The sequence below is a fragment of the Nocardia sp. NPDC051833 genome (genome assembly GCF_040681225.1).
Lineage (GTDB): Bacteria > Actinomycetota > Actinomycetes > Mycobacteriales > Mycobacteriaceae > Nocardia.
The window spans coordinates 63,285-86,291 of the sequence record NZ_JBFAYK010000008.1 but is presented as its reverse complement, the minus strand read 5'-3'; the positions used below and the strand labels follow the sequence as shown (position 1 = coordinate 86,291).

Here is a 23,007-nt window from a genome sequence, read left to right as displayed (position 1 = left end):
CCGGCTGGTCTTCGCCCATGACCGTGCGCGCCAAGATCTGCGGAATCCGCTCGGAAGCCGACTTGCGGATCGCGCTCGCGGCGGGCGCGGACGCGGTCGGCTTCATCAGCGGCATCACCCATGTCAGCGAGGACGCGCTCGACACCGCGACGGCGCGACGACTGGCCGCGCTGGTCCCGCCGTTCGTCAACCGGGTGCTGGTGACTCATCTCGAGGCGGCGGACGAGATCATCGAGCTGGCCGATCAGCTCGGCGTGGACACGATCCAGGTGCACGGTCTGGTCTCGGCGGAGACACTGCGGCAGGTCAAGGCCGCCGCCCGGGGCCGGATGATCCTGCGCGCCGTCCATGTCGCCGGCGCGGACGCGATCCTGGACGCGAAAGCCGCTGCCGCCGACTGTGACGCGGTGCTGCTGGATTCCCGCACCGCCGATCGGCTGGGCGGCACCGGCCGCACCCACGACTGGACGGTCAGCGCGCGCATCGTCACGGAGCTGGCCGCGCTCGACTGCCCGGTCGTGCTCGCCGGTGGGCTCACCTCGGCCAATGTCGGCGCGGCGATCAGCGCGGTGAAGCCGTTCGGGGTCGACGTCAACAGCGGTGTCGAGGACGCCTCGGGCGACAAGTCGCAGCAGGCGTGCGACCGGTTCGTCGCCGCCGCGCACGGTGCGCGGCACAGCTGAGCCGCGCCGCGTCGGTCAGAGCGGCAGGCCCGCCTCGATCCAGTTGTAGGCCTGGATCTTCCGGGACGCCGGGTCGTTGACGACCTGGTTGATGAGGTCGTTGATCTGGTCGGTGGACAGGGGGTAGCCGTAGTGTTCGGCGGCGCCCGCCGACGCCCACAGCGAGGCGAACAGGCCGGGGCCGCCGAGCAGGTGGGACAGGGCGGTGGCGACGTCCTCGACCACCTCGAGCACGCCGTGCACCATGGCGATGGCGATGTCCTCGTCGCCGGGGGTGGCGCCGGGGGCCAGGGCACCGGAGGCGACGGCGCGGCGGGCCAGCCAGTCGCGCGGGACCAGTGGATTCGGGCCGATCGCGTCGCCCAGGTAGTACCGCCACTCCCCCGGATTGCCCTGGTCGAAGGCGTGGATGTAGAAGGTGCGGGTCAGCGCCCACAGGGCGATGTAGCGCAGCGCGACCTGTTCGGGTTCGAGGGCCGCGTCGGGGCCGTCGGCGCGGTCGCGCTCGAGCTGGTTCCAGGCGAAGCGGAACCAGACCTGCTCGGAGTTGCCGACCCAGGTCGCGGGCAGGCGATCGGCCAGCGTCGCCACGTCGGCGGCGGGGCCGTAGAGGCCGGTGTCGCCGGACACCTCGACGCGCAGGTTGTCGACATAGCCGCGCAGCGCGTCGACGGAGGTGAACACGGCGTAGCCGAGCTGGGCCAGCCGGGTGAGGTCGGCGCTGGCCGGCGCGAGCACCAGCACCACCGGCATGCCGACGCCGGGTTGCAGGCCCTCGGGCCAGAACGCCTCGGCGACAGCGAGTTCGCGGCCGGTCACCGGGTCGGAGACCTCGCTGTCGAGCAGCGGGAAGCCGAAGCCGTCGGCGACGAGGTCGTCCACCAGCGCGTTGACCAGGTCGACGGCCGGGTCACCGAGGCTCACCCCGGCGACACCGACGGACAGCAGCGTCGGCCGGTGCAGCGTGCCGGTGCGCAGCTGCTCGAGGAACGCGTCGGCCGCCGCGGACAGCAGTTTGCGGCGCGCGCGCAGGAATTCGCGGTAGTTCTCGACCCGCCACAGCGCCGGGTCGGTCGGAATCCACTGCGAGGCGAGCACACCCGGGTGCCGCCGCTCGACCTCGGCGAGGTAGTCGGCTGGTTCGCGTTCGCCCAGTTCGGCTTCCGAGCCGGGGCTGAGGAAGCAGAAGTTGGCGATGGCGTTGATCTCGTTGCGCTCGTAGCCCGCGTCGCGCAGCGTGGTCTTCGGGAACAGGTAGTGCACCTGCACCGGGGTGCGCTCGCCGAACTGCTCGATGCCGAGTTCGTCGCCGGTGCCCAGGTCGCGGGAACCGTCGACCCGGGTCAGCAGGTAGAGCAGCGGATAGAACCGCGAGCCGCGGGTCGCGCCGCCGAAGTCGTCGGCGCACAGGTCGAGGGAGCCGCCGCGCAGCCGCTCCAGCGAGCCGATGAGGCCGTTGATGCCGCCGCGTTCGAGCGTCTCGTAGTCCTGCTGCAGGAAGGTCTCGGTGGACCCGCTGAACCGGCCCCACAGCGCCGAGTGGATATACCAGTACAGCACCCGGTCGCGGTGCAGGTCGTCGTCGAAGCGGCCGCCGTTGAGGAACAGCAGCCGGGTGACCACCGGAATCGCGTAGCGCCCCATCAGGACTCGGTCGTGATCGAGGCCGAGGCGGCCGGCCACGGTGTCGAGGAAGGTGTCGACCTGGGTCGAGGTGTCGCTGAGCGCCTGCTCGAACTCCGCGGGCGAGAGATCACCCAGCGCGTCGAAGTGGGCGCGCCCGTTGCCGACGGCGATCACATTGCGCAGCAACCAGTCCAGGGTGAAGGTGTAGCCGTCCTTGTCCCAGCGGATCAGGTGATCGCGCAGGTTGCCGCGGGCCTGCGGCCACTGCGCGCACAGCGTCGCCAGCGCCAGGTCGCCCTTGGACAGTTTGGTGCCACCGGAGTTGACGCGGTTGAAGATGTCGACGACCTCGTCGACGGTGCGGTCCGAGCCGGTGATGGTCTCGACGTTGAACTCGCGATGGGTGATCTCGCGCAGTTTGTTGAGCCGGTCGAGGTAGACCGCCAGCGTCTCCGGCGGCACCTCGGTGAACCGGGGCAGGTAGTGCACCGGTCCCAGGGCGAACAGCTCGGTGACATCGATCCAGGTCGGGGCGGTCTCGCGACCGGGCACCTGGAACTCGAAAACCTCACGGTCGACATCGAAGTGGAGCCCGGTGAACGCGACGGCGTCGCCCTCGAAGAACGACGGCGCGGTGCCGCGCAGGATGCCGTAGAGGGTGGTGATGCGCTGCTGGCCGTCGAGCAGCAGCTGGCGCAGCCCCGAGCCGCCGCCCTGGCCGCGCACGGCGATGTCCTCGGATCCGGTCTCCCACACCAGGAGCCCGCCGACCGGATAACCGAGGTACAGCGACCGCATCAGTCCGCGCACCTGATCCCGGTTCCAGACGTAACCGCGCTGGAATTCGGGCAGCAGCACCGCTCCGGAGTCGATCTGGTCGAGCAGGGAGGACAGACGTGTCACGGCAGCCTTTCATCGCGATCCGGTAGCGCAAGCGCTCCATCGTTGCACGGATCGTACCGACAAACACCGACGCGCCAGCGGCCGAACAGAACTCGCGGTCCGCGGGCTCGCGGGTGCTACGTTCCGGCCACCGCCGCGCGGAACGCCTCGGAGGCGTAGAACGGCGCCAGCCTGCGCCGGACCACGGTGTCGAGATAGCCGCGCTCGTCCAGTTCGGCGAGCACCGAGGGGCCGAACCGCAGCGCCTCCTCGATCATGTCCGCGCGCCCGATGCCCAGCTCGGTGAGCAATTCGGCCAGCGGGGTGTCGCCGTATTTGTCGAAGACGTGATCGATGCCCTCGTCGAGCAGCGCGTGGAAATAGTCGGTGTCGCGGAAGGTGCGCCAGAACTCGAAGGTGAGCACGACCGCGTCCTCCACGTCGTTGGCCGAGACCAGTTCCCGGAACGAGCCGATCGAATCGCCGGTGTGCTTGCGCCAGGTCTCGCGGGCGGCGTCGAGCAGCACGTCGTCGGCGTCGTCGCGGTTGCCGCGCAGGACGAATCGCGCGCCGGTGCGGGTGATCCGGCCGACGCCGTTCTCGATCACCGGCAGCGCCGGCTCGGCCAGCCGGGCCAGCGCGCCGCGCAGCGACCGCGCCAGGCCGCCGCCGTCGGCGTGCTTGCCCTCGTCGACGGCGGTGACGACCGCGCGCTGCACCGCCTCGACACAGGCGTCGACGGTGACCGGGCTGTTGAGCACCAGCCGCACCAGCCGGTGCGCGACCTCCATATCGGCCACGGCCGAGACCAGTTCGTCGAAGCGGCGGTTGTCGACCACCGCGCCGACCGGGATCTCGTCCTGGGCGCGGTGGTTGTACAGCCGGGCGGCGATCTCGCCGACGAGTTCGGGGATGGCGCCCTCGACCGGGATCTGCACCGCGTACTTGTGCGCGACGCCCTTGATCTGCTCGCGGGTGACGGCCTCGGCCAGGGTCAGCACGGCGCATTCGGCGAGCAGGCCGTCGACCTCCTCGGTGACCAGCTCGAGGAACCCGGTGGGCGTGCGCAGCTGCTCCTTGGTGAAGGCCACGTGCGCGTCGAGCACCCGCAGTGCCAGATCGACGTGTCCGGAGTGCGCATCGTTGGTCTCACCCATATCGCCCAGATTGGCACATCGCGCGCGCCGGTGTGACCTCGGCGCACCCGGGGATGATCTTCGGCGCCGACACGCCGGGCGTGGCACGCAGACTCCGCCCAGATCGCGGTGCGGCAGGCCCGTACGCGCAGTTTGTCGGCGAGTATGGCATACTTGGCTGCTGAGACTGGGCTGATCACAGAGATCGCCATGGCTCACCGACTGAAAAGACTTGTAAAACACATGACTCAAGGCACTGTTAAGTGGTTCAACGGCGAGAAGGGCTTCGGCTTCATCGCCCAAGACGGAGGCGGCCCCGACGTCTTCGTGCATTACTCGGCCATCAGCGGCTCCGGCTTCAAGTCCCTCGAAGAGGGCCAGCGGGTCGAGTTCGAGGTCGGCCAGGGCCAGAAGGGCCCCCAAGCTCAGGACGTCCGCGCCATCTGATTCCGGCGTGAACGAGAAAGGCCCCGCACCCATGGTGCGGGGCCTTTCTCGTCTCCACTACCCCCCGAACACCCGCTCCACGACCGCCTTGGCGCGGCGGGTGATGCGCATGTAGTTGTCGAGGAACTCGCTGCCGTCGTCGGTGGGCCAGCCCGCCACCCGCGCGACCGCCGATAGTAGGCGGCCCGGGCCGGGCAGCTGATCGGTCGGTTTGCCCTTGACCAGGACGAGCGCGTTGCGGGCCGCGGTCGCGGTGATCCACGATTCCCGCAGCAGCGCGACGTCGTCGGGTTCCAGGATGCCCTCGGCCTCGATGACGTCGAGCGACTCCAGCGTCGAGGTGTTGTGCAGCGCGGGCACCTCGTGCGCGTGCCGCAGTTGCAGCAGCTGCACGGTCCACTCGATGTCGGCCAGCCCGCCGCGCCCCAGCTTGGTGTGGGTGGCCGGGTTGGCTCCGCGCGGCAGGCGCTCGGCGTCGACGCGGGCCTTGATCCGGCGGATCTCCCGCACGGACTCGGCGGACACGCCGCCCGCCGGGTAGCGGATCGGGTCGATGACGTGCAGGAACCGCACGCCCAGCTGCTGATCGCCCGCCACCTGGTGCGCGCGCAGCAGTGCCTGCACCTCCCACGGCTGGGCCCACTGGTCGTAGTAGGCCTGATAGGCGGCCAGGGTGCGCACCAGCGCGCCGTTGCGGCCCTCCGGGCGCAGGCCCGCGTCGACCTGCAGCGGCGGATCGGTGCTCGGGGCACCGAGCAGGCGCTGAACCTTCTCCGCGACGCCGATCGCCCACTTCACCGCGGTGGTCTCGTCCTCGCCGGGGCGCGGATCGCAGACGAACAGCACGTCGGCATCGGAACCGTAGCCCAGTTCCATCCCGCCGAGCCTGCCCATGCCGATCACCGCGAAGTCGGCGGGCGCAGGCGCGCCCCGCTCCGCCTCGGAAGCCCGGATGACCGCGTCGAGCGCGGCCTCGAGCACCGCGACCCACACCGAGGACAGCGCCGCGCACACCTGCGGTACATCGAGGAAGCCCAGCAGATCGGCCGAGGCCACCCGGGCGAGCTCGTGCCTGCGCAGCGAACGGGCCGCGGCGACCGCGCGCGAGGGGTCCTCGTAGCGGGCCGCGGCGGTCTGGATGCCGCGCGCGACGTCCTCGGGCTGCGGGCCGAGCAGCTGCGAGCCCGCCGGTCCATCGGCGTACATGCGAATGGTCTCGGGGGCGTTGATCAGCAGATCGGGCAGGTACTCCGAGGAGCCGAGCACGATCATCAGCCGCTGGGCGATGGCGCCCTCGTCGCGCAGTTCGCGCAGGAACCAGATCTGGTCGTCGAGACCTTCCGAGACCCGGCGATACGCGAGCAGGCCCGCGTCGGGATTCGGTGTGTCACCGAGCCATTCGAGCAGCGTCGGCAGCAGCAGCGCCTGGATGCGGCCCTTGCGCGAGACACCGCCGGTGAGCGCCTTGAGGTGGCCGAGCGCGTTGGCGGGCGCGCCGTAGCCGAGCGCGGCGAGCTGGCGCACGGCGGCGTCGGGGCTCAGCCGCAGCGCGTCGGAGTCGAGCCGGGCGACCGACTCCAGCAGCGGCCGGTAGAACAGCTTGGCGTGCAGCCTGCGCACCCGCAGGGAGTTGCGCCGGATGTCGGTCTCGAGCACCCCGACCGCGTCCTGACGGCCGTCGGGCCGGATGTGGGCCGCGCGGGCGAGCCAGCGCATGCCCTCCTCGTCGTCGGCGGCGGGCAGGGTGTGGGTGCGCTTGAGCCGCTGCAATTGCAGCCGGTGCTCGAGCAGGCGCAGGAACTCGTAGGAGGCGGTGAGGTTGGCCGCGTCGTCCCGGCCGACGTACCCGCCTGCGGCCAGCGCGGTGAGCGCCTCGACGGTATTGGTGACGTGCAGCGCGTCGTCGACCCGGCCGTGCACCAATTGCAGCAGCTGCACGGCGAATTCGACGTCGCGCAGGCTGCCCGCGCCCAGCTTGAGCTCACGCTCGCGCAGGTCGGCGGGGACAAGGTCCTCCACCCGGCGGCGCATGGCCTGCACGTCGGCGACGAAGTCGGGGCGCTCGGAGGCGGCCCACACCATCGGCATGAGCGCGTCGCGGTACTGCTGTCCGAGTTCGAGGTCACCGGTCATCGGCCGGTTCTTCAGCAGCGCCTGGAACTCCCAGGTGCGGGCCCAGCGCTTGTAGTAGGCGAGGTGGGAGTCGAGCGTGCGCACCAGCGCGCCCGCCTTGCCCTCGGGCCGCAGCGCCGCGTCGACCTCGAAGAACGCCGAACTGGCGACGCTCATCATCTCCGCGGCCAGCCTGGTCGCGGTGGCGTCGGCCGGTTCGGCGACGAACACCACGTCGACATCGCTGACGTAGTTCAGTTCGCGCGCACCGCATTTGCCCATCGCGATGACCGCCAGCCGCACCGGCACCGGGCCGTTCTTGCACACCCGCGCCACGGCCACCGACAGCGCGGCGGTGAGCGCGGCGTCGGCCAGATCCGACAGGTGCCTGCCGACCACCAGGTACGGCGGCACCGGCTCGTTCTCGACGGTGGAGGCCAGGTCGAACGCGGCCAGCAGCATCAGCTGATCGCGATACCGGCTGCGCAGCAACGCGATCGCCTCCGGACCGGCGATCTCGGCCCGGAACAGCATCGGCCCCGCGTTGGGTCCGTCCTCGGGTTTCGCCTCGACCGCGTCGAGCAGGTCGGCGAGCAGTTCCTCGCGCTCGGGAAGCCGGGTCGCGCGCAGCAGTTTCCACGCGGCGGGCGCGGCCACCAGATGATCGCCGAAGGCGGTGGACGAACCGAGCAGCCCGAACAACCTGCCGCGCAACGTGCTATCGGTGCGCAGCGCCGAATCCAGTTCGGCCCAATCGGTTCCGAGCGACTCGTGCAACCGGATCAGCGTGGACAACGCCAGATCGGCGTCCGGCGCGCGCGACAGCGCCCAGAGCACGGGCACCCCGTCGACGTTGTCCCAGCCGAGCTGGTGCAGGGAAGCCGCTGCGGTGGGCTCGAGCAAGCCGAGCCGGCCGACGCCGGGGACAGCGGAGCGGGCAGTCGGTGGCCGGACCATGCCCTCAAAGTACATGGTCCGCGCATCGACCGTGTCACGCCCGGTATGCCGGGCGCGGTGTCACAGGCTGAGGTATTCCTCGAGCTCCCACGGGGTCACCTGGCTGCGGTAGGCGGCCCATTCCCGGCGCTTGTTGCGCAGGAAGAAGTCGAAGACGTGCTCGCCGAGGGTCTCGGCGACGAGCTCGGAGCGCTCCATCACCTGCAGGGCCTCGTCGAGGGTGCCCGGTAGCGAGCGGAAGCCCATGGCGCGACGCTCGGCGTCGGTCAGCGACCACACGTCGTCCTCGGCCTCCGGCGGGAGCGTGTAGCCCTTCTCGATGCCGCGCAGACCGGCCGCGAGCAGCACCGCGAAGGTCAGGTACGGGTTGCAGGCCGAATCTGGGCTGCGGATCTCGACACGGCGCGAGGACGACTTGTTCGGCGTGTACATCGGCACGCGGACCAGCGCGGAGCGGTTGGACCGGCCCCACGACGCCGCCGTCGGCGCCTCGCCGCCGTGGATCAGGCGCTTGTAGGAGTTCACCCACTGGTTGGTGATCGCGCTGATCTCGGGGGCGTGCTCGAGGATGCCCGCGATGAACGAGCGCGCCGTCGCGGACAGGTTCTCCGGATCGTCGGGGTCGGCGAAGGCGTTGGACTCGCCCTCGAACAGGCTCATGTGGGTGTGCATGGCCGAGCCCGGGTACTGGGCGAACGGCTTGGGCATGAACGTCGCGCGCACGCCCTCGTCGATCGCGACCTCCTTGATGAGGTAGCGGAAGGTCATCACGTTGTCGGCCATCGAGAGCGCGTCGGCGTAGCGCAGGTCGATCTCCTGCTGGCCGGGGGCGCCCTCGTGGTGGCTGAACTCGACCGAGATGCCCATCGACTCGAGCGCGTCGATGGCGTGGCGGCGGAAGTTCGGGGCCGAGTCGTGCACGGCCTGGTCGAAGAAGCCGCCGTTGTCGGCGGGCACCGGCGCGCCGTTCTTCAGGCCGTTCTCCAGCAGGAAGAACTCGATCTCGGGGTGCACATAGCAGCTGAAGCCCACGTCGGCGGCCTTGTTGAGCTGACGCCGCAGCACGTGGCGCGGGTCGGCCCAGGACGGCGAGCCGTCGGGCATGGTGATGTCGCAGAACATGCGGGCGGAGTGCTGGTGGCCCTTGGAGGTGGCCCAGGGCAGCACCTGGAAGGTCGACGGATCGGGCCGCGCGACCATGTCCGCCTCGGACACGCGCGCGAAGCCCTCGATGGCCGAGCCGTCGAACCCGATGCCCTCCTCGAAGGCGCCCTCGAGCTCGGCGGGTGCGATGGCGACGGACTTCAGGTAACCCAGCACGTCGGTGAACCAGAGACGCACGAAGCGGATGTCCCGCTCTTCGAGCGTCCGCAGCACGAATTCCTTCTGGCGATCCATACCGGCGAGCGTAAGCACCCGGCGTTAAATCCGTGTTACATACGCGCTCGCGTTTGCTATCTCGTCACCTCGTCCGCACATCTCACAGGCCGTGACGGGGCGCGGTGCGCGCCGATCCGGTTCAGCAGGTGAGACCGGCGCCGGGCGCGGCGAGGTCGACCAGGTAGTCGATGACTGCGTCGTCGAGGCAGCGGTCGCCCGCCACGAGGGCGGCGGTGTGCCGGTTGCCACGGAAGGTGATCAGGTCGGCGCCCAGCTGCGCGGCCAGGTCGACCCCGGCCTGATATGGCGTCGCCGGGTCGTCGGTGGTCGAGACCACGACGGTCTTCGGCACGCCGGGCGCGGACACCCGGTGCGGGGTGCTGGTGTTGGGCACCGGCCAGGAGGCGCACAGTTCCAGCGGGGCGGCGCCGGTGCCCTTGCCGTCGTCGAGGAAGGGCGCCGCCTTGCGGTACTCGCTGTCCTGGCGGCCGGTGATCGCCGGATCGGTGACGCGCGGATCGTCGACGCAGCGGATGGCGTTGAACGCGTCCTGGGTGTTGGCGTAGGTGCCGTCCTCGCGGCGGCCGTCGTACATGTCGGCCAGTTGCAGCAGGGTGTCGCCCTGGCCGTCGCGCAGTTCGGTCAGGCCCTGGGTGAGCACGTTCCACAGGTCGTCGGTGTAGAGCGCCTGCTGGACGCCGGTGATGGCGTCGCCGTAGCTGAGCCCGCGCGGGTCGGCGGTGGCGGCGGGCTTGCTCTCCAGCGGGGCGACCAGCGCGCGGAACCGGGCCACGGACTGGGCCGGATCGGTGCCGAGCGGGCAGTCGGCGTTCTTCGCGCAGTCGGCGGCGTAGGCGTTGAACACGCCCTGGAAGCCCGCGGCTTGGCGCAGCGACTCCTGGACGGGGTCCTGGGAGGAGTCCACCGCGCCGTCGAGGACGAGAGCGCGCACGTTCTGCGGGTACTTCTCGGCGTAGGCCGACCCGAGCCGGGTGCCGTAGGAGTAGCCGAGGTAGCTCAGCTGCGCGTCGCCGAGCACCGCGCGCAGGACGTCCATGTCCTGGATCACCTCGCGGGTGCCGACGTGGGCGAGCAGGTCGGTGCCGGTGCGCTGGGCACAGCGGTCGGCGTACTCGCGGTTGTCGGCCTCGGCGTCGGCGATGCCGGCCGGGGTGTTGTCGGTGGGCGGCTCGGCGCGCTCGGCGTCGGCCTGCTGCGGGGTCAGGCACACGATCGCGGGCAGCGAGGAGCCGACGCCGCGCGGATCGAAACCGACCCGGTCGAACTTCTCGGCCAGCTCGGTGCGGTTGCCGACGGTGACCATCGACAGCCCGGAGACGCCGGGGCCGCCGGGGTTCATCAGCAGCGAGCCGATCTTGTCGCCGGAGGCCGGGATCCGCGACAGCGCGATCTGGGCGGTCGGGCCGTCCGGGCGCGCGTAGTCGACGGGCACGGTGACGCGGGCGCATTCGGTCTTGGGCGGCAGTCGGTCCTCGGGGCTGCCGAAGCCCTCGCACGAACCCCAGTCCACCTGCTGGTCGTAGAACTTCTCCAGCCCGGGCGGCGGTGGCGGCAACTGCGCGCGCGGGGTGCTGGTCTCGGCGCTGGTGCAGCCGGACACGATCAGCGCCGCGAGAGCGCCCCAGAGCACGACGAGCCTGCCACGCTGCACAGTGGGCCCACCTTTCCGCGCCGCACGGCGCACAACACGATGCGCCCGATCCGCGCGAAGGGGCTCGCCCTCACGGTAGCCGAACCACCGCTGTGACCGATCACACCGGCACCGGCCCTTAAATCGGCTCGGCCCGAGGTGGCACACTGGATCCGTCAGAAAAACCCGGGGACCCGGTACGGGCCTCGAGGAACCAGACGAAAGGGACGATGATGTCCGTATCCGATGAGCAGACCCCTGCCTACGGTGCCGCTCCCGAAGCCGTTGCCAAGCCCCGCCGCAAGACCCGCGTCCAGCATCTGCAGCAGATGAAGGCCGAGGGCGAGCGCTGGTCGATGCTGACGGCCTACGACTACTCCTCCGCGCGCCTCTTCGAGGAAGCGGGCATTCCGGTCCTGCTGGTCGGCGATTCCGCCGCCAACGTGGTGTACGGCTACGACACCACCGTGCCGATCACCGTCGACGAGCTGATCCCGCTGGTGCGCGGCGTCGTCCGGGGCGCGCCGCACGCGCTGGTCGTCGCCGACCTGCCGTTCGGCACCTACGAGTCCTCGCCGCAGCAGGCGCTGGCCACCGCCACCCGGTTCATGAAGGAGGGCGGCGCGCACGCGGTCAAGCTCGAGGGCGGCGAACGCGTCGCCGAGCAGATCGCGCTGATCACCGCCGCCGGCATCCCGGTGATGGCCCACATCGGCTTCACCCCGCAGAGCGTGAACACCCTCGGCGGGTTCCGGGTGCAGGGTCGCGGCGACGGCGCCGAGCAGCTCATCGCCGACGCCATCGCGGTGCAGGAGGCGGGCGCGTTCTCCGTCGTCATGGAGATGGTCCCGGCCGAGCTGGCCGGCCAGGTCACCCACAAGCTGACCATCCCGACCGTCGGCATCGGCGCGGGCGCCGACTGCGACGCCCAGGTGCTGGTCTGGCAGGACATGGCCGGCTACACCAGCGGCAAGACCGCGAAGTTCGTCAAGCGCTTCGGCAATGTCGGCGACGAACTGCGCTCCGCCGCAGCCGCCTACGCCGACGAGGTCCGCCGGGGCACCTTCCCCGGCCCCGAGCACAGCTTCTGAGCCACCGCCGACCCGGCCCGTCGCCACGAGCGGCGGGCCGTTCTCAGGGTTCGGCCGGATGTGCGGGGTCGCGCCGGGTGGCAGACTCGATACCGACATAGTCGACACGAGTAGAGGTATCGATGCCGCACCGCCGTTGGAAGACCCGTCCCGTGCTGCTGCTCGCGGGCGCGCTCGCCGTCGCGAGCCTGAGCGCTTGCGGCAGTGTGGAAACCACACCGACCGGTAGCTCCGGCACCACGACCTCGACCACCAGCGCGGCCAAGCCGACCACCACCGCCCCGGCGGGCAGCCCGACGATCACCGACGCCGCGGCCGCGCAGCTGTGCGACATGATCCGGCCCGAGCTGTCCAACTTCCGGGTGCAGGGGCCGACCCTCGGGCGCTTCGCGCTCAACGCGATGGTGCACGAGTGGGCGCTGCGCAACGGCGGGATCAACGCCCAGGTGCTGGCCGACAAGGCGATCGTCGACCGCGTCACCACCGGGGCCTGCGCGGACGTGCGCACCGAGGCGATGACCGCCCTGGATCTGCCCAATCTCGCGGCGGGACTGGCGTTCTGATGCGCGCCCTGTACCCGGAGATCGAGCCGTTCGAGCACGGACTGCTCGACGTCGGCGACGGCCAGTCGGTGTACTGGGAGGTCAGCGGCAATCCCGACGGCAAGCCGGTGGTGTTCGTGCACGGCGGGCCCGGCGGCGGCACCGGACCGCTGCAACGGCGCTTCTTCGATCCCGCCGTGTACCGCATCGTGCTGTTCGATCAGCGCGGGTGCGGACGATCGGTGCCGCACATCGCCGACGGCGCGAACCTCGACGTCAACACCACCGCGCACCTGATCGCCGACATGGAGCTGCTGCGCGCGCACCTCGGCGTCGACCGGTGGCAGGTGTTCGGCGGTTCGTGGGGTTCCACGCTGGGCCTGGCCTACGCCCAAGCCCATCCGGAGCGGGTCACCGAACTGGTGCTGCGCGGGATCTTCCTGCTGCGGCGCAAGGAGATCGACTGGTACTACAACGGCGCGGCGGGCAACGTCTACCCGGCCGAGTGGGCGAAGTTCCTGGCCCCGGTGCCCGTCGCCGAGCGCGGCGAGGACCTGGTCGAGGTGTACCACCGGCTGCTGCACTCCCCCGATCCGCAGGTGGCGCTCGACGCCGCCGTGGCCTGGTCGACGTGGGAAGGTGCGACGAGTTCGCTGCTGCCGCAACCGGATCGGATCGCCGAGACCGGCGAGGCGCGCTTCGCGCTGGCGTTCGCGCGGATCGAAAACCACTATTTCCGGCACGGCGGATTCCTCGACGAGGGACAGTTGCTGCGTGACATGGACCGGATCGCCGACATCCCCGGAGTGATCGTGCAGGGCCGCCACGACATCGTGTGCCCCGCGGTGAGCGCCTGGGATCTGCACACCGCCTGGCCGGGCTCGACCCTGCACATCGTCGAGGACGCCGGGCACACCGCCCACGAGCCCGGCATCACCCACCACCTGGTCGAGGCGACCGACCTGTTCGGGAAGCGAGGCTGAATCATGGCGCCCAAGGCCGGAAAAGCCGTCGTCGCGGCACTGCGCGACGACATCGACCGGCTGCTGGCCGCCGAACCCGACGTGCGCGCCGACGCCTACGACTCGGTGCACCAGATGCGGGTGGCCACCCGCCGCCTGCGCAGCGTGCTGCGGTCCTACCGCAGGCTCTTCGACGCGGACGCGGCGGCGGCCACCGAGGCCGAGCTCAAGTGGCTGGCCGATCTGCTCGGTGTGGCCCGCGACGCCGAGGTCCGCGCCGAGCGCTTCACCGACCTGCTCGCCGCGCACGAGCAGGTCCCCGACGAGGTGACCCAGGCGCTGGTCGGCGCCTCCCGCGACGCCTACACCAGCGCCCACGCCGAGGTGCTGACCGCGCTCGACGGCAAGCGCTACCGGCGCCTGACGAAGACCCTGACCGCCTGGCGCACCGATCCCCCGCTGGATCGCGACGTGTCCCGCACCCCCGCGACCGCGGCCTTCGACGAGGTCCTGCGCCGCGACCGCAAGCGCCTGCGCAAACTCGTCTTCGCCGAACCCACCGCCGCCCCCGCCGACCGCGTCGAGCTCCTGCACGATATCCGCAAGGGCGCCAAGCGCTTACGCTATTCCTGCGAGGCGGCGGGAGAGGTCCTCGGCACCGACGCCACCGACCTCGGCACCCGCGCCAAACGCCTGCAAACCGTCCTCGGCGACCATCGCGACGCGGTGGAATCCCGCGAGGCCATCCTCGCGGCCGCCGCCACCGCCCCCGGCTCCACCGCCACCCTCTACGAACTCCTCGCCGACACCGAGGAGGTCGCCGCGGGACGAGCCATCGCCCGCTACCCTGCCGCCGCCGCGTTCGTCTCCGCCGCCGACTAGTTCTCGGCCGTTACCCGCGTCCGCCGGTTCGTCCCCGACACCTGTCCGCTGTGCCGGAGCGCCTGGTCGAACAGCTGCCAGCCGTCGAGTTCCGTGGTGCGGTCGAAATCCGCTCCGCCGGTCAGCGCGAGGTCGATCAGAGTCCGGACCACGCCCGGCCGGTGCAGGTCGAGGTAGGTCTACTGCCGCGAGACCCGAGTATGCCCGCCCGCGTCGGATCAGTGTGCGGCGTAGTCGAATCCGATGGTGCGGGTCGCCACGTCGGCGGTCACCAGGCGGACGGAGACGTGTTTCCCTTCCGGGGGCTTGCCCTCGCAGCGGCCCAGGATCGGGGGCTCGGTGACGAAGATTTCGGCGTCGCGGGTGCCGTTGGCCTCGCGCAGGACCAGGGCCGCGAACTCGGTGCCGATCCGGGGCGCCAAGACGGTCGCCTCGGTCAGGTCGACGCAGGCGCGGTCGACCTTGCTCGCCACCGAGTCGGTGCGGCGCAGGGTGTCCGCGGCGGGGCCGAGTCCGTCGACCACCCAGTCGGGGACCTCGGTGCCCGCGCAGTGGGCCAGGCAGATCTCGGTGGTGAAGCGGTCGGCCAGGCGGCGCAGCGGGGCGGTGACGTGGGCGTAGGGGGCGCCGATCGCGCTGTGCGTGAGCTGGTCGTCGGTGGGCTGGTCGAGGTCGCCGAGCATCGTGTAGCCGGCGCCGCGCAGCAGGCTCGTCGCCTCCGACATCAGAACCAGCGCGGCGGGGGTGTTCGCGTCGAGCCTGGCCAGCAGCCGGCCGACGGGCATATCGGCGGGCCAGGTGACGCCGAGGGCGGCCGCGGTGCGCCGCATCGAGGCGATGGCGCTGTCGGGCGGCGGCGGCATGGTGCGCAGCAGGCCGATCGGAGTTCCCTTGTGTTCCAGCATGATCCGCGCCGCGCACATGCCGGTGAGCAGCGAGACCTGCTCGTTCCAGTCGTCGGCGGCGGTGCGGGGTTCCAGCTCGAGGCGCCAGTTGTCGCCGTCGCGCACCACATCCTGGGCGGGCAGCCGCAGCGAGATCGCGCCCTGGTCGAGCCCGGCCTCGATCCGCAGCCTGCCGAACTCGGGCAGCGCGGCCAGCGAGGGGTGCAGCGTGCCCGCGTCGGCGGCGGCCTGGACCTGCGCGTAGTCGAAGCGCTCCCGGGAGCGCACCAGAGCGCGTGTCACCGAGAAGGCACGCGGGACAGCGCGATCGTCGAGGTCGATGGTCCACAGGGCCGCGGGCCGGTCGACGCCGGGCAGCAGGCTGGCGGTGCCCTCCGACAGCACGGTCGGGTGCAGCGGGACATTGCCGTCGGGCAGGTAGAAGGTCTGGCCGCGGGATTCCGATTCCCGGGCGAGCGCACCGCCCGGCACGATCACGGCGCCGAGATCGGCGATCGCGTAATGCAGGGTGAAGCCGGTGGGGGTGCGTTCGATGTGCAGCGCCTGGTCCAGATCCATGGCGCTGGGCGGGTCGATGGTGACGAACTCGATGTCGGTCCGGTCGACCCGGGTACCCGCGAACGCGTCGACCGCGTCGCGGGCCTCCGAGACGGCCTCGGCAGGATAGTCCGAGGCCAGCCCGAATTCGGAACGGATGGCGCCGAAGTCGACCGGCGCCGAGACGATCCGCTGATGGAGTTCCATCCTGGCAGGTTAGCGACTGCCTACTGCAGTGCCAGCATGGTGCCGTTGAGCTGGTCGAACGGGCCGTACACGGTGAAGGTGACCCGACCGTTGGGGACCGCCGAGGAGACGGTCGCCGCGGCGTCGAGCGCCTGGCCGAACGAGGCCGCCGAGGGGTGCGGCAGACCGGCGACGGTCAGACCGAACCGGGTCTGGTGCACCCAGGCGGTATCGGCCGGGCTGAGGTCGACCTGAACCCCGCCCGCCAGCGGGGTCACCGCGACCGCGCTCGCCGATCCGGCACCCAGCGAGGTGAAAACCGCAGCGGCTCCGGCGATCAGTGCACCGGCGACAATGGAACGAACTACCCGCATGTAAATGTGACCTGCTTCCGCGATCGAATTGTGTTGGGCTCACCACCCGGGCAGCGAGCCCTGCCGACGGCGAACACTCTATGACCTCGCTCACGTTTCCGGCGACTTCCTGCGCATTTTCACGCAGGCGACACACTTTTCCCGCCACCGTCGCGCCAGTTGTTACTGTGGCGTCGGCACACCCGGCAAACGCCGGGCAGTGCGCCACCCACGTCGATAAATGGGAGTTCCGAGCGTATGTCGTCGCTGATTTTCGATTACCTGTTGCCGATCCTCGGCCCGGACCAGGCGTCCTACTGGGCCCAGCTGCTGGTGATCAACCCCGCCTAGCTCACCGATCGGATCGAGCAACTGTCGCCTCCCGTTAACCTCACGGGAGGCGGCTTGTTTTCTGGGGCGCTAGCATCCCGCGCGTGAGTAGAACTACCGCCGCTCTCGCGGCCAGCGCCACCGTCTTCGCCCTGCTTCTGGCCGGCTGCGGCGACGACTCCTCTTCCGCCGCCGCCGGCGGCTCCTCGGCCGCCACCACGCCCGAATACAAGGTCGATCCGAGCAAGGCGGGCATGTTCGTGGTGAGCTACCGCAACGCCTTCCCGAAGCTGTCCGCGGGGCGTGACGACGCCGCCGTCGCGACCGTGCTGAACCAGTCCTGTGGCGACATCAAGGCCGGGAAGTCCGAGGCCGACACCATCGCCGGGATCATCAAGGCCACCAAGAACGGTGCCGACGCCGCGACCGAAGACGAGGCCAGGGCGATCTACCAGATGTCCACCCTGATGTGCTGAGCCGGCTACCGGCCCGACCGGGCGGCGGCTCCCCCACGGGAGCCGCCGCCTCGTCGTTCGAAGGCGGACGAGCCGGCCTGTAAGCCGGATCCTGTCCCCGGTTCGCACCGGGGGACGACCATCCATCTGGACACACCGTCGCCGGGTGCCTCGAGCGGTCCACCCGCAGGCTCGGGCGAGCAGCCCTCGAACACCTGCGCAGCCGCACCGCGAGGTGCGACCTTCGACCTTGCTCCGGGCGGGGTTTACCGAGCCGCCCCGGTCACCCGGGGCGCTGGTGCGCTCTTACCGCACCGTTTCACCCTTACCGCACTGGTGTGCGGCGGTTTGTTTTCTGTGGCACTGTCCCGCGGGTCGCCCCGGGTTGCCGTTAGCAACCGCCCTGCTCTGTGGAGTCCGGACTTTCCTCGGTACCGAGCGGCGGCGCTCGCGCGCCCGTTCTCGTCACCGCGGTCGCCCGGCCGACTCGTCCGCTCGTACAGAGTACTCGGTACGGTTACGAGCCATGGAACGTGTCGACGTCAGTTTCCCCTCGGGTGACCAGCAGTGCGCTGCCTGGCTCTACCTGCCCGACGGTGCGCCCCGGCCGCGCCCGCTGGTGATCATGGGACACGGGCTGGGGGCAACCCGCGAAATGGGGTTGGATCGATATGCGCGGCGGTTCGTCGCGGCGGGGATGGGGGTGCTGGCGTTCGACTACCGGCATTTCGGCGCCAGCGAGGGTGATCCCCGCCAGGTGCTCAACATCGCCAGGCAGCGGCAGGACTGGAAGGCCGCAATCGCCTACGCGCGCAGCATCCGGGGGTTCGACGCGACCCGGATCGCGTTGTGGGGCACCTCGTTCGGCGGCGGGCACGTGTTATCCGTGGCGCCCGACGACGACTATCTCGCCGCGGTCGTCGCGCAGGTGCCGTTCACCAGCGGGTGGGCCTCGGCGATGGCGAAGGGACCGATCAGCGTCACCAAGGTCGCCACCATCGCCGCCACCGACCTGCTGATCGGCCCGATCCGGCGCAAGCCGGTGCGGATCCGGCTGGCCGGCCGCAAGCGGGCCGCGGCGCTGATGAGCGCGCCGGATGTGCCGGAGGGCTTCGGCAGGCTCGCCGAGGAGAGCGAGACCTACCGGCCGAAAGTCGGTGCGCGGGTGGCCCTGTCGACCCTGTTCGACGCGCCGGGCCGCCGCGCGAAGGCGCTGAAGGTGCCGGTGTTCTACGCGATCGCCGAGAACGATTCGGTCGCCCCGCCCGGCCCGACCCGCAAGGCGGCCGAGCGCACCAAGCACGCGGTGGTCAAGCAGTACCCGGTCGGCCACTTCGACGTGTACTTCGACGACGTCTTCGAGCAGGTCGTGCGCGATCAGACCGATTTCCTGGTCTCGGTGCTGCGTCCGTGACCGCCGCCGCCTGATCCGCCCGGCTGGGCGGTGCCGGTGGGGCACGATGGGGAGATGGAACAGCTCAGCTCGCGCACGATCTACACCAATCCGTGGATGCGGCTGCGGGAGGACACCATTCGCCGCTCCGACGGGTCCGTCGGGATCTACGCCGTCGTCGACAAGGTCGACTGGGCGATGGTGATCCCGTTCGACGGCGAGGGATTCCATCTCGTCGAGCAGTACCGGTACCCGCTGGGCGCGCGGTGCTGGGAGTTCCCCGCCGGCACCCCGCCGCCCGGCACGGCGCCGTCGCCGGTCGAGCTGGCGCACAACGAGTTGCGGGAGGAAACCGGCCTGCGCGCCGACCGGATGACGCTGCTCGGCACGCTGGCCACCGCGCCCGCGTCGAGCAACCAGCGCGGCCACTGCTTCCTGGCCACCGGCCTCACCCCCGGTGAGCCCCAGCGCGAGCCCGAGGAACAGGACATGCGCACCGCCTGGTTCTCCCGCGCCCGGTTCGAGGCGATGATCCTGCGCGGCGAGATCACCGCATCCCACGCGGTCGCCGCCTACGGCCTGCTGCTCATGCACGAACGCGGCCTCAGCACACCGTGACCGGCTCCCCGAGCGCGGCAGCGCGCAGCTCGAGTGCGGCGTAGGTCGCGACCAGGGCGGCACCGGCCAGCAGGAAGGCGATGCCGAGGCCGGTGAGCGGTAGCAGACCGGAGCAGGCCAGCGCGGTCATGCCGAGCGCCGAGGCGGCGTTGACGGCGACGACGGGGCGGGCGTAGCGGTGGGGTCCGCGCCGCGCGATGGCCAGCAGTGCGGCACCGCCGGCGACCATGACGACACCGAAGAGCAGCGACAGCGGGGTCGGCAGGCCGAGCGGCGCGCGCAACAGTGGCGCGGACACGGTCAGGGCGACCCCGAACAGCGTTGTGCTCCAACCGTCTACACGCAAGACAGTGGCGAGTGGGCTAGCGCGGGTGTCGGTCATCGTCGGCTCCTGTCCTCGGGGTGACGAGCCCACTGTGCGGCGGCGCGGGTCATCGTCGCAATGACCTCCGAGGTCATGGCGGGACGTCCGCGCCGGTGGATACGCTGGGCCGATGACGGATGCCCGGATCGGGCCGCTGCTGCGGGAATGGCGACAGCGGCGCAAGCTCAGCCAGCTCGAGCTCGCCCTGGCCGCCGACACCTCCTCGCGACACTTGTCCTACCTCGAGACCGGCCGATCCAAGCCGAGCCGGGCGATGGTGCTGCGGCTGTGCGAAACCCTCGATGTGCCACTGCGGGAACGCAATACGCTGCTGCTGGCCGCCGATTTCGCGCCCGCGTTCCGGGAATCGGCACTCGACGACGTCGCACTGTCGCCCGCACGGGCCGCGATCGACACGATGCTCGCCGCACACGAGCCCTATCCGGCGGTGGTCGTCGATCGCTGGTGGGACGTGGTGGCGGGCAATGCCGCGATGCCCGTGCTGATGACCGGGGTGCCCGAGCACCTGCGCACGCCGCGCCCCAATGTCTTCCGGCTGGTCCTGCACCCCGACGGACTCGCGCGCCGGCTGGAGAACCTGCACCAGGTGCGCGAACTGTTCCTCGAACGGCTGCTGCGCCAGCTCGGCGCGACCGGCGACGCGCGGCTGCGCGCCCTCTACGACGAGGTGCGAAGCTATCCGGTCCCAGCGGATTCGCCCGGCGAACCCGAGCCGGTCGGCCCGTTCCAGGTCCCGATCCGGATCAGCTCACCGCTCGGCCCTCTCACGATGTTCTCCACCATGGCCACCTTCGGCGCACCGGCGGACGTCACCCTCTCCGAACTCGCCATCGAGTTCTTCTACCCCCTCGACGACACCACCGCCGCCGCCCTGCGCGCCATGGCCGCAGCGGCGCGCTGAGCGGGTCAGAGCGGGCGGCGCATCTCGAACTCGGTGCGCGGGTCGCCCGGTTCCACCGGCCCGCGCCGGCCGGTCGGCACGAAACCGTGCCGCCGGTACAGGTTCTCGGCGGCGGCGTTACCTTCGGTGACTTCCAGGCACATCGCGGTGCAGCCGTGCCCGGCCGCCCAGGCCAGCGCGGTGCTGATCAGCTGATCGGAGATTCCACGGCCGCGAGCGCTGGGCGCCACCCACATCGAGATCAGGTGCGCGGCAGGCGAGTCCGTGGTCACGCCGACCGTCCCCACCGTCACCCCGGATATCGTCGCCACGAACTGTGCGCGGGTCCGCAACACCGCGCGCCAGTCCTCGGGGGTGCGCGCCAGGGCATGCTCGACGGTCTGGCCGAACGCGCCCGGGGCGTCGCGCAGTGCGCGTAGCCGCACCTCCCGGAACACCGCCCACCGCGCGGGCTCCAGCCGCCGGATCGCGGCAGTGCCGCCGCGCGTCTCCCCCATGCCGGTGATTGCAGCATGCCCGCGGCGGTGGGGCAACGGGTTCGGGTGGAGACGGCGACAGGGGCGCATCGCCGGATCGGTGATGCGCCCCTGTCGGGTCGAGCCGAGGATCAGATGGGCTGGAAGCCCGCGCCGACGCCGCCCGCCCGGTTCAGCACGTCCAGGATGACCTGGATGGGCTGGAAGTAGGCGGGCGAGTGGATCGGGTTGGCGCCACCGGTGCACGGGACGTCGAAGTCGACGGGGCCCAGGCCGGTGAGCCTGCCCTGGTTCATGCCGACCAGCCGGTCGCCGACGACGACCGGGCCGCCGGAATCACCGGGCTGGGAGCAGTACTGGTTGATCGAGGTGCCTTCGAGCTCACCCCACACCACGCCGCAGCTGCGACCGCTGGTGCGACCGTCCGAGCACACGGTGGTGCCGGGGCCGGGCGCGGAGCCGATGCCCGCGACGGTGGTCTGGCCGATGGTGCGAACGGGCAGCACCTTCGACGCGTCCAGCTGCAGGACCGCGAAGTCCAGGTAGTCGCCGTCGTCGGAGAACGCGACGGTGCCGATGACGCCCGCGTTCAGCGCCTGCTCGGCGCCGACCCGTGCCCCCGTCGGCGCGCAGTGCCCGGCGGTCAGACCCACCAGGCGACCGGCGTTGTCGTGGCCGATGGCGGTCAGCGAGCAACCGGAGTTGTTGTCGAAGACGATGCCCGAGGCCGCGCCGAGCACCACGCTCGGATCGGCCGACACGCTGCCCGCACCAGCGGACGCGGTGAGCGCCCCCGCGATGGCCGCCGCGAACGCCGCCATCCGTAGAAACCTCATCAAGTACCTTTCTCGACGGCCGCGGTATCTCCGCACGCCCGAGATGCTTCTCGGGCGCCGGGGCATAGTCGTTACGCCGACCGCGAACCGGGGCCGACCGTACCGTGCCCGGGTGACAGGCGGCCAGCGCTAAAGATACGAGATGTCGTTGACCAGCCGGACCGAAGCACCGCCGTCGGGATAGAACTCCGCGATGCACAGCGAGGCCAGGTCCAGGTGCAGGCGATACAGCAGCGACGGGCCGACCCCGAGCGCCAGTTGCAGCAGCGTCTTGATCGGCGTGACGTGGCTGACCACGACAACGTTCTCGCCCGGATACAACGCCACCAGATCGCGCCGGACCGATTCGATCCGCTCGCGCACCTGATCGAAGCTCTCGCCACCGGGCGCGGGCACCGACGGGTCGCCCAGCCAGTCCGCGTGCAGCTGCGGATCGCGCTGTGCGGCCTCGGCGAAGGTGAGGCCCTCCCAGTCGCCGAAGTCGGTCTCGATGAGGCCGTCGAGCACCCGCAGCGGCACGTCGAGCGCGGCGGCGGCCGCCTCGGCGGTGGAGCGGGCCCGCTGCAGCGGCGAGGTCACCACCGCGGCGATATCGCCCTTGGCGGCCAGCATCTTCGCCGCCCGTTCGGCCTGTTCACGGCCCAGGTCGGTCAGCGGCGGATTGCCGCGACCGGAGTAGCGGCGTTCGATCGACAGTTCGGTCTGCCCGTGCCGCAGCAGCAACAGCCGCGTCGGCCTGCCGATCGCGCCGGTCCAGCCGGGCGTGACCGGAATGCGCTGGGCGGCACCGGATTCGCGCGGCTCGGTGGTGGGCACCGCGACCTGGTCGCCCGCCGCGTGCCCGGCCGCGACGGCGTCGCGGACGGTGCCGACGACCGCGCCGTCGTCCATCGCCTCGTTCGCCAGCCGGTCGGCGTGGGAGTTCTCCGCGCGCGGAATCCAGGTGAAGCTGACCCGGTCGAACCCGGCGACCAGCCCGCGTGCCTGCTCGGCGAGCGGAATCATCGACGGGTGCTTGACCTTCCAGCGTCCCGACATCTGCTCGACGACGAGCTTGGAGTCCATCCGCACCGCGACCACCCGCGCGCCCAGCTCGGCCGCGGCGGCCAAACCGGCGATCAGACCGCGATATTCGGCCACGTTGTTGGTGGTGACGCCGACGTATTCCTTGCGCTCGGCCAGCACCCGCACATGGTCGGCGGCGAACACCACCGCGCCGTAGCCGGCCGGCCCGGGGTTGCCGCGCGACCCGCCGTCGGCCTCGACGATCACCTCGTTCAT

22 protein-coding genes and 1 other RNA gene are annotated in these 23,007 nt (G+C 71.0%); 10 read left to right on the top strand and 13 right to left on the bottom strand.

All coding sequences use genetic code 11. The features are described 5' to 3' along the window. Positions 1–17 precede the first annotated feature (17 nt). Positions 18–683 carry a phosphoribosylanthranilate isomerase gene (locus tag AB0L91_RS33730; protein WP_365016802.1) on the top strand — a complete coding sequence of 222 codons (666 nt, stop codon included), beginning with the start codon at positions 18–20 and terminating at the stop codon, positions 681–683. Positions 684–698: 15 nt separating this feature from the next. Here the strand turns inward: AB0L91_RS33730 and AB0L91_RS33725 are convergent, their stop codons facing one another. Both AB0L91_RS33725 and AB0L91_RS33720 read right to left on the bottom strand, forming a co-directional pair. Then, positions 699–3,212 carry a DUF262 domain-containing protein gene (locus tag AB0L91_RS33725; RefSeq protein WP_355279171.1) on the bottom strand — a complete coding sequence of 838 codons (2,514 nt, stop codon included), beginning with the start codon at positions 3,210–3,212 and terminating at the stop codon, positions 699–701. 116 nt (positions 3,213–3,328) lie between these two features. Beyond that, positions 3,329–4,348: a hypothetical protein gene (locus AB0L91_RS33720; protein ID WP_355279168.1), complete on the bottom strand. Its 1,020-nt coding sequence runs from the start codon at positions 4,346–4,348 to the stop codon at positions 3,329–3,331. Positions 4,349–4,570: 222 nt separating this feature from the next. On the opposite strand from AB0L91_RS33720, the gene AB0L91_RS33715 reads away from it, so the two are divergent. Further along, positions 4,571–4,774 carry a cold-shock protein gene (locus tag AB0L91_RS33715; protein WP_218721900.1) on the top strand — a complete coding sequence of 68 codons (204 nt, stop codon included), beginning with the start codon at positions 4,571–4,573 and terminating at the stop codon, positions 4,772–4,774. Between the two features lie 57 nt (positions 4,775–4,831). Here the strand turns inward: AB0L91_RS33715 and AB0L91_RS33710 are convergent, their stop codons facing one another. From AB0L91_RS33710 to AB0L91_RS33700, 3 genes are all read right to left on the bottom strand, one after another. Then, a complete protein-coding gene (locus AB0L91_RS33710) occupies positions 4,832–7,843 on the bottom strand; it encodes a bifunctional [glutamine synthetase] adenylyltransferase/[glutamine synthetase]-adenylyl-L-tyrosine phosphorylase (protein ID WP_365016800.1) in 3,012 nt (1,003 codons plus the stop codon). Between the two features lie 60 nt (positions 7,844–7,903). After that, complete coding sequence (gene glnA, locus AB0L91_RS33705; RefSeq protein ID WP_218721857.1) at positions 7,904–9,241, bottom strand: type I glutamate--ammonia ligase; 1,338 nt, start codon at positions 9,239–9,241, stop codon at positions 7,904–7,906. 121 nt (positions 9,242–9,362) lie between these two features. Next, the gene (locus tag AB0L91_RS33700) at positions 9,363–10,844 is read right to left on the bottom strand and encodes an alpha/beta hydrolase (RefSeq protein ID WP_365016856.1); all 1,482 of its coding nucleotides are present in this window, start codon (positions 10,842–10,844) and stop codon (positions 9,363–9,365) included. Positions 10,845–11,107: 263 nt separating this feature from the next. Here AB0L91_RS33700 and panB point away from each other — a divergent pair, with 263 nt between their 5' ends. The 4 genes from panB to AB0L91_RS33680 all read left to right on the top strand — a co-directional run bounded on the left by panB (position 11,108) and on the right by AB0L91_RS33680 (position 14,351). Next, positions 11,108–11,965, top strand: a complete 858-nt coding sequence (gene panB / locus AB0L91_RS33695; protein WP_357347647.1) for a 3-methyl-2-oxobutanoate hydroxymethyltransferase — start codon at positions 11,108–11,110, stop codon at positions 11,963–11,965. Between the two features lie 122 nt (positions 11,966–12,087). Then, positions 12,088–12,528 carry a hypothetical protein gene (locus AB0L91_RS33690; RefSeq protein WP_355279160.1) on the top strand — a complete coding sequence of 147 codons (441 nt, stop codon included), beginning with the start codon at positions 12,088–12,090 and terminating at the stop codon, positions 12,526–12,528. After that, positions 12,528–13,490: a prolyl aminopeptidase gene (gene pip / locus AB0L91_RS33685; RefSeq protein WP_365016797.1), complete on the top strand. Its 963-nt coding sequence runs from the start codon at positions 12,528–12,530 to the stop codon at positions 13,488–13,490. Before AB0L91_RS33690 ends, pip begins: the two co-directional genes overlap by 1 nt. A gap of 3 nt (positions 13,491–13,493) precedes the next feature. Then, positions 13,494–14,351, top strand: a complete 858-nt coding sequence (locus AB0L91_RS33680; RefSeq protein ID WP_365016795.1) for a CHAD domain-containing protein — start codon at positions 13,494–13,496, stop codon at positions 14,349–14,351. On the opposite strand, the gene AB0L91_RS33675 is transcribed toward AB0L91_RS33680, so the two are convergent. The 3 genes from AB0L91_RS33675 to AB0L91_RS33665 all read right to left on the bottom strand — a co-directional run bounded on the left by AB0L91_RS33675 (position 14,348) and on the right by AB0L91_RS33665 (position 16,353). Beyond that, positions 14,348–14,503 carry a hypothetical protein gene (locus AB0L91_RS33675; RefSeq protein ID WP_365016793.1) on the bottom strand — a complete coding sequence of 52 codons (156 nt, stop codon included), beginning with the start codon at positions 14,501–14,503 and terminating at the stop codon, positions 14,348–14,350. The genes AB0L91_RS33680 and AB0L91_RS33675 overlap by 4 nt on opposite strands. 66 nt (positions 14,504–14,569) lie before the next feature. Further along, on the bottom strand, positions 14,570–16,000 hold the full coding sequence (locus AB0L91_RS33670) for an RNB domain-containing ribonuclease (protein ID WP_365016791.1): 1,431 nt from the start codon (positions 15,998–16,000) through the stop codon (positions 14,570–14,572). 20 nt (positions 16,001–16,020) lie between these two features. Then, positions 16,021–16,353, bottom strand: a complete 333-nt coding sequence (locus AB0L91_RS33665; RefSeq protein WP_019046039.1) for a hypothetical protein — start codon at positions 16,351–16,353, stop codon at positions 16,021–16,023. Between the two features lie 413 nt (positions 16,354–16,766). Here AB0L91_RS33665 and AB0L91_RS33660 point away from each other — a divergent pair, with 413 nt between their 5' ends. Then, complete coding sequence (locus AB0L91_RS33660) at positions 16,767–17,138, top strand: hypothetical protein (protein ID WP_357347657.1); 372 nt, start codon at positions 16,767–16,769, stop codon at positions 17,136–17,138. A 64-nt stretch (positions 17,139–17,202) separates the two neighbouring features. On the opposite strand, the gene rnpB is transcribed toward AB0L91_RS33660, so the two are convergent. Then, positions 17,203–17,607: RNase P RNA component class A (gene rnpB, locus AB0L91_RS33655), an RNA gene on the bottom strand. A 36-nt stretch (positions 17,608–17,643) separates the two neighbouring features. Between rnpB and AB0L91_RS33650 the strand changes: the two genes are divergently transcribed. After that, complete coding sequence (locus tag AB0L91_RS33650; protein ID WP_365016788.1) at positions 17,644–18,531, top strand: alpha/beta fold hydrolase; 888 nt, start codon at positions 17,644–17,646, stop codon at positions 18,529–18,531. A 54-nt stretch (positions 18,532–18,585) separates the two neighbouring features. Next, entirely contained in the window at positions 18,586–19,128 is a 543-nt protein-coding gene (locus AB0L91_RS33645; RefSeq protein WP_365016786.1) for an NUDIX hydrolase, read from the top strand. Here the strand turns inward: AB0L91_RS33645 and AB0L91_RS33640 are convergent. Next, entirely contained in the window at positions 19,115–19,510 is a 396-nt protein-coding gene (locus AB0L91_RS33640; protein ID WP_365016784.1) for a hypothetical protein, read from the bottom strand. The genes AB0L91_RS33645 and AB0L91_RS33640 overlap by 14 nt on opposite strands. A 112-nt stretch (positions 19,511–19,622) precedes the next feature. Here AB0L91_RS33640 and AB0L91_RS33635 point away from each other — a divergent pair, with 112 nt between their 5' ends. Continuing rightward, complete coding sequence (locus AB0L91_RS33635) at positions 19,623–20,414, top strand: helix-turn-helix transcriptional regulator (RefSeq protein ID WP_365016782.1); 792 nt, start codon at positions 19,623–19,625, stop codon at positions 20,412–20,414. Between the two features lie 5 nt (positions 20,415–20,419). Here the strand turns inward: AB0L91_RS33635 and AB0L91_RS33630 are convergent, their stop codons facing one another. From AB0L91_RS33630 to AB0L91_RS33620, 3 genes are all read right to left on the bottom strand, one after another. Then, positions 20,420–20,911 (bottom strand): GNAT family N-acetyltransferase, encoded by a 492-nt coding sequence (locus AB0L91_RS33630; RefSeq protein WP_365016780.1) that lies wholly within the window; start codon positions 20,909–20,911, stop codon positions 20,420–20,422. 110 nt (positions 20,912–21,021) lie between these two features. Beyond that, a complete protein-coding gene (locus tag AB0L91_RS33625) occupies positions 21,022–21,726 on the bottom strand; it encodes a S1 family peptidase (RefSeq protein WP_355279129.1) in 705 nt (234 codons plus the stop codon). Positions 21,727–21,855: 129 nt separating this feature from the next. Then, a complete protein-coding gene (locus tag AB0L91_RS33620) occupies positions 21,856–23,007 on the bottom strand; it encodes a bifunctional RNase H/acid phosphatase (protein WP_365016778.1) in 1,152 nt (383 codons plus the stop codon).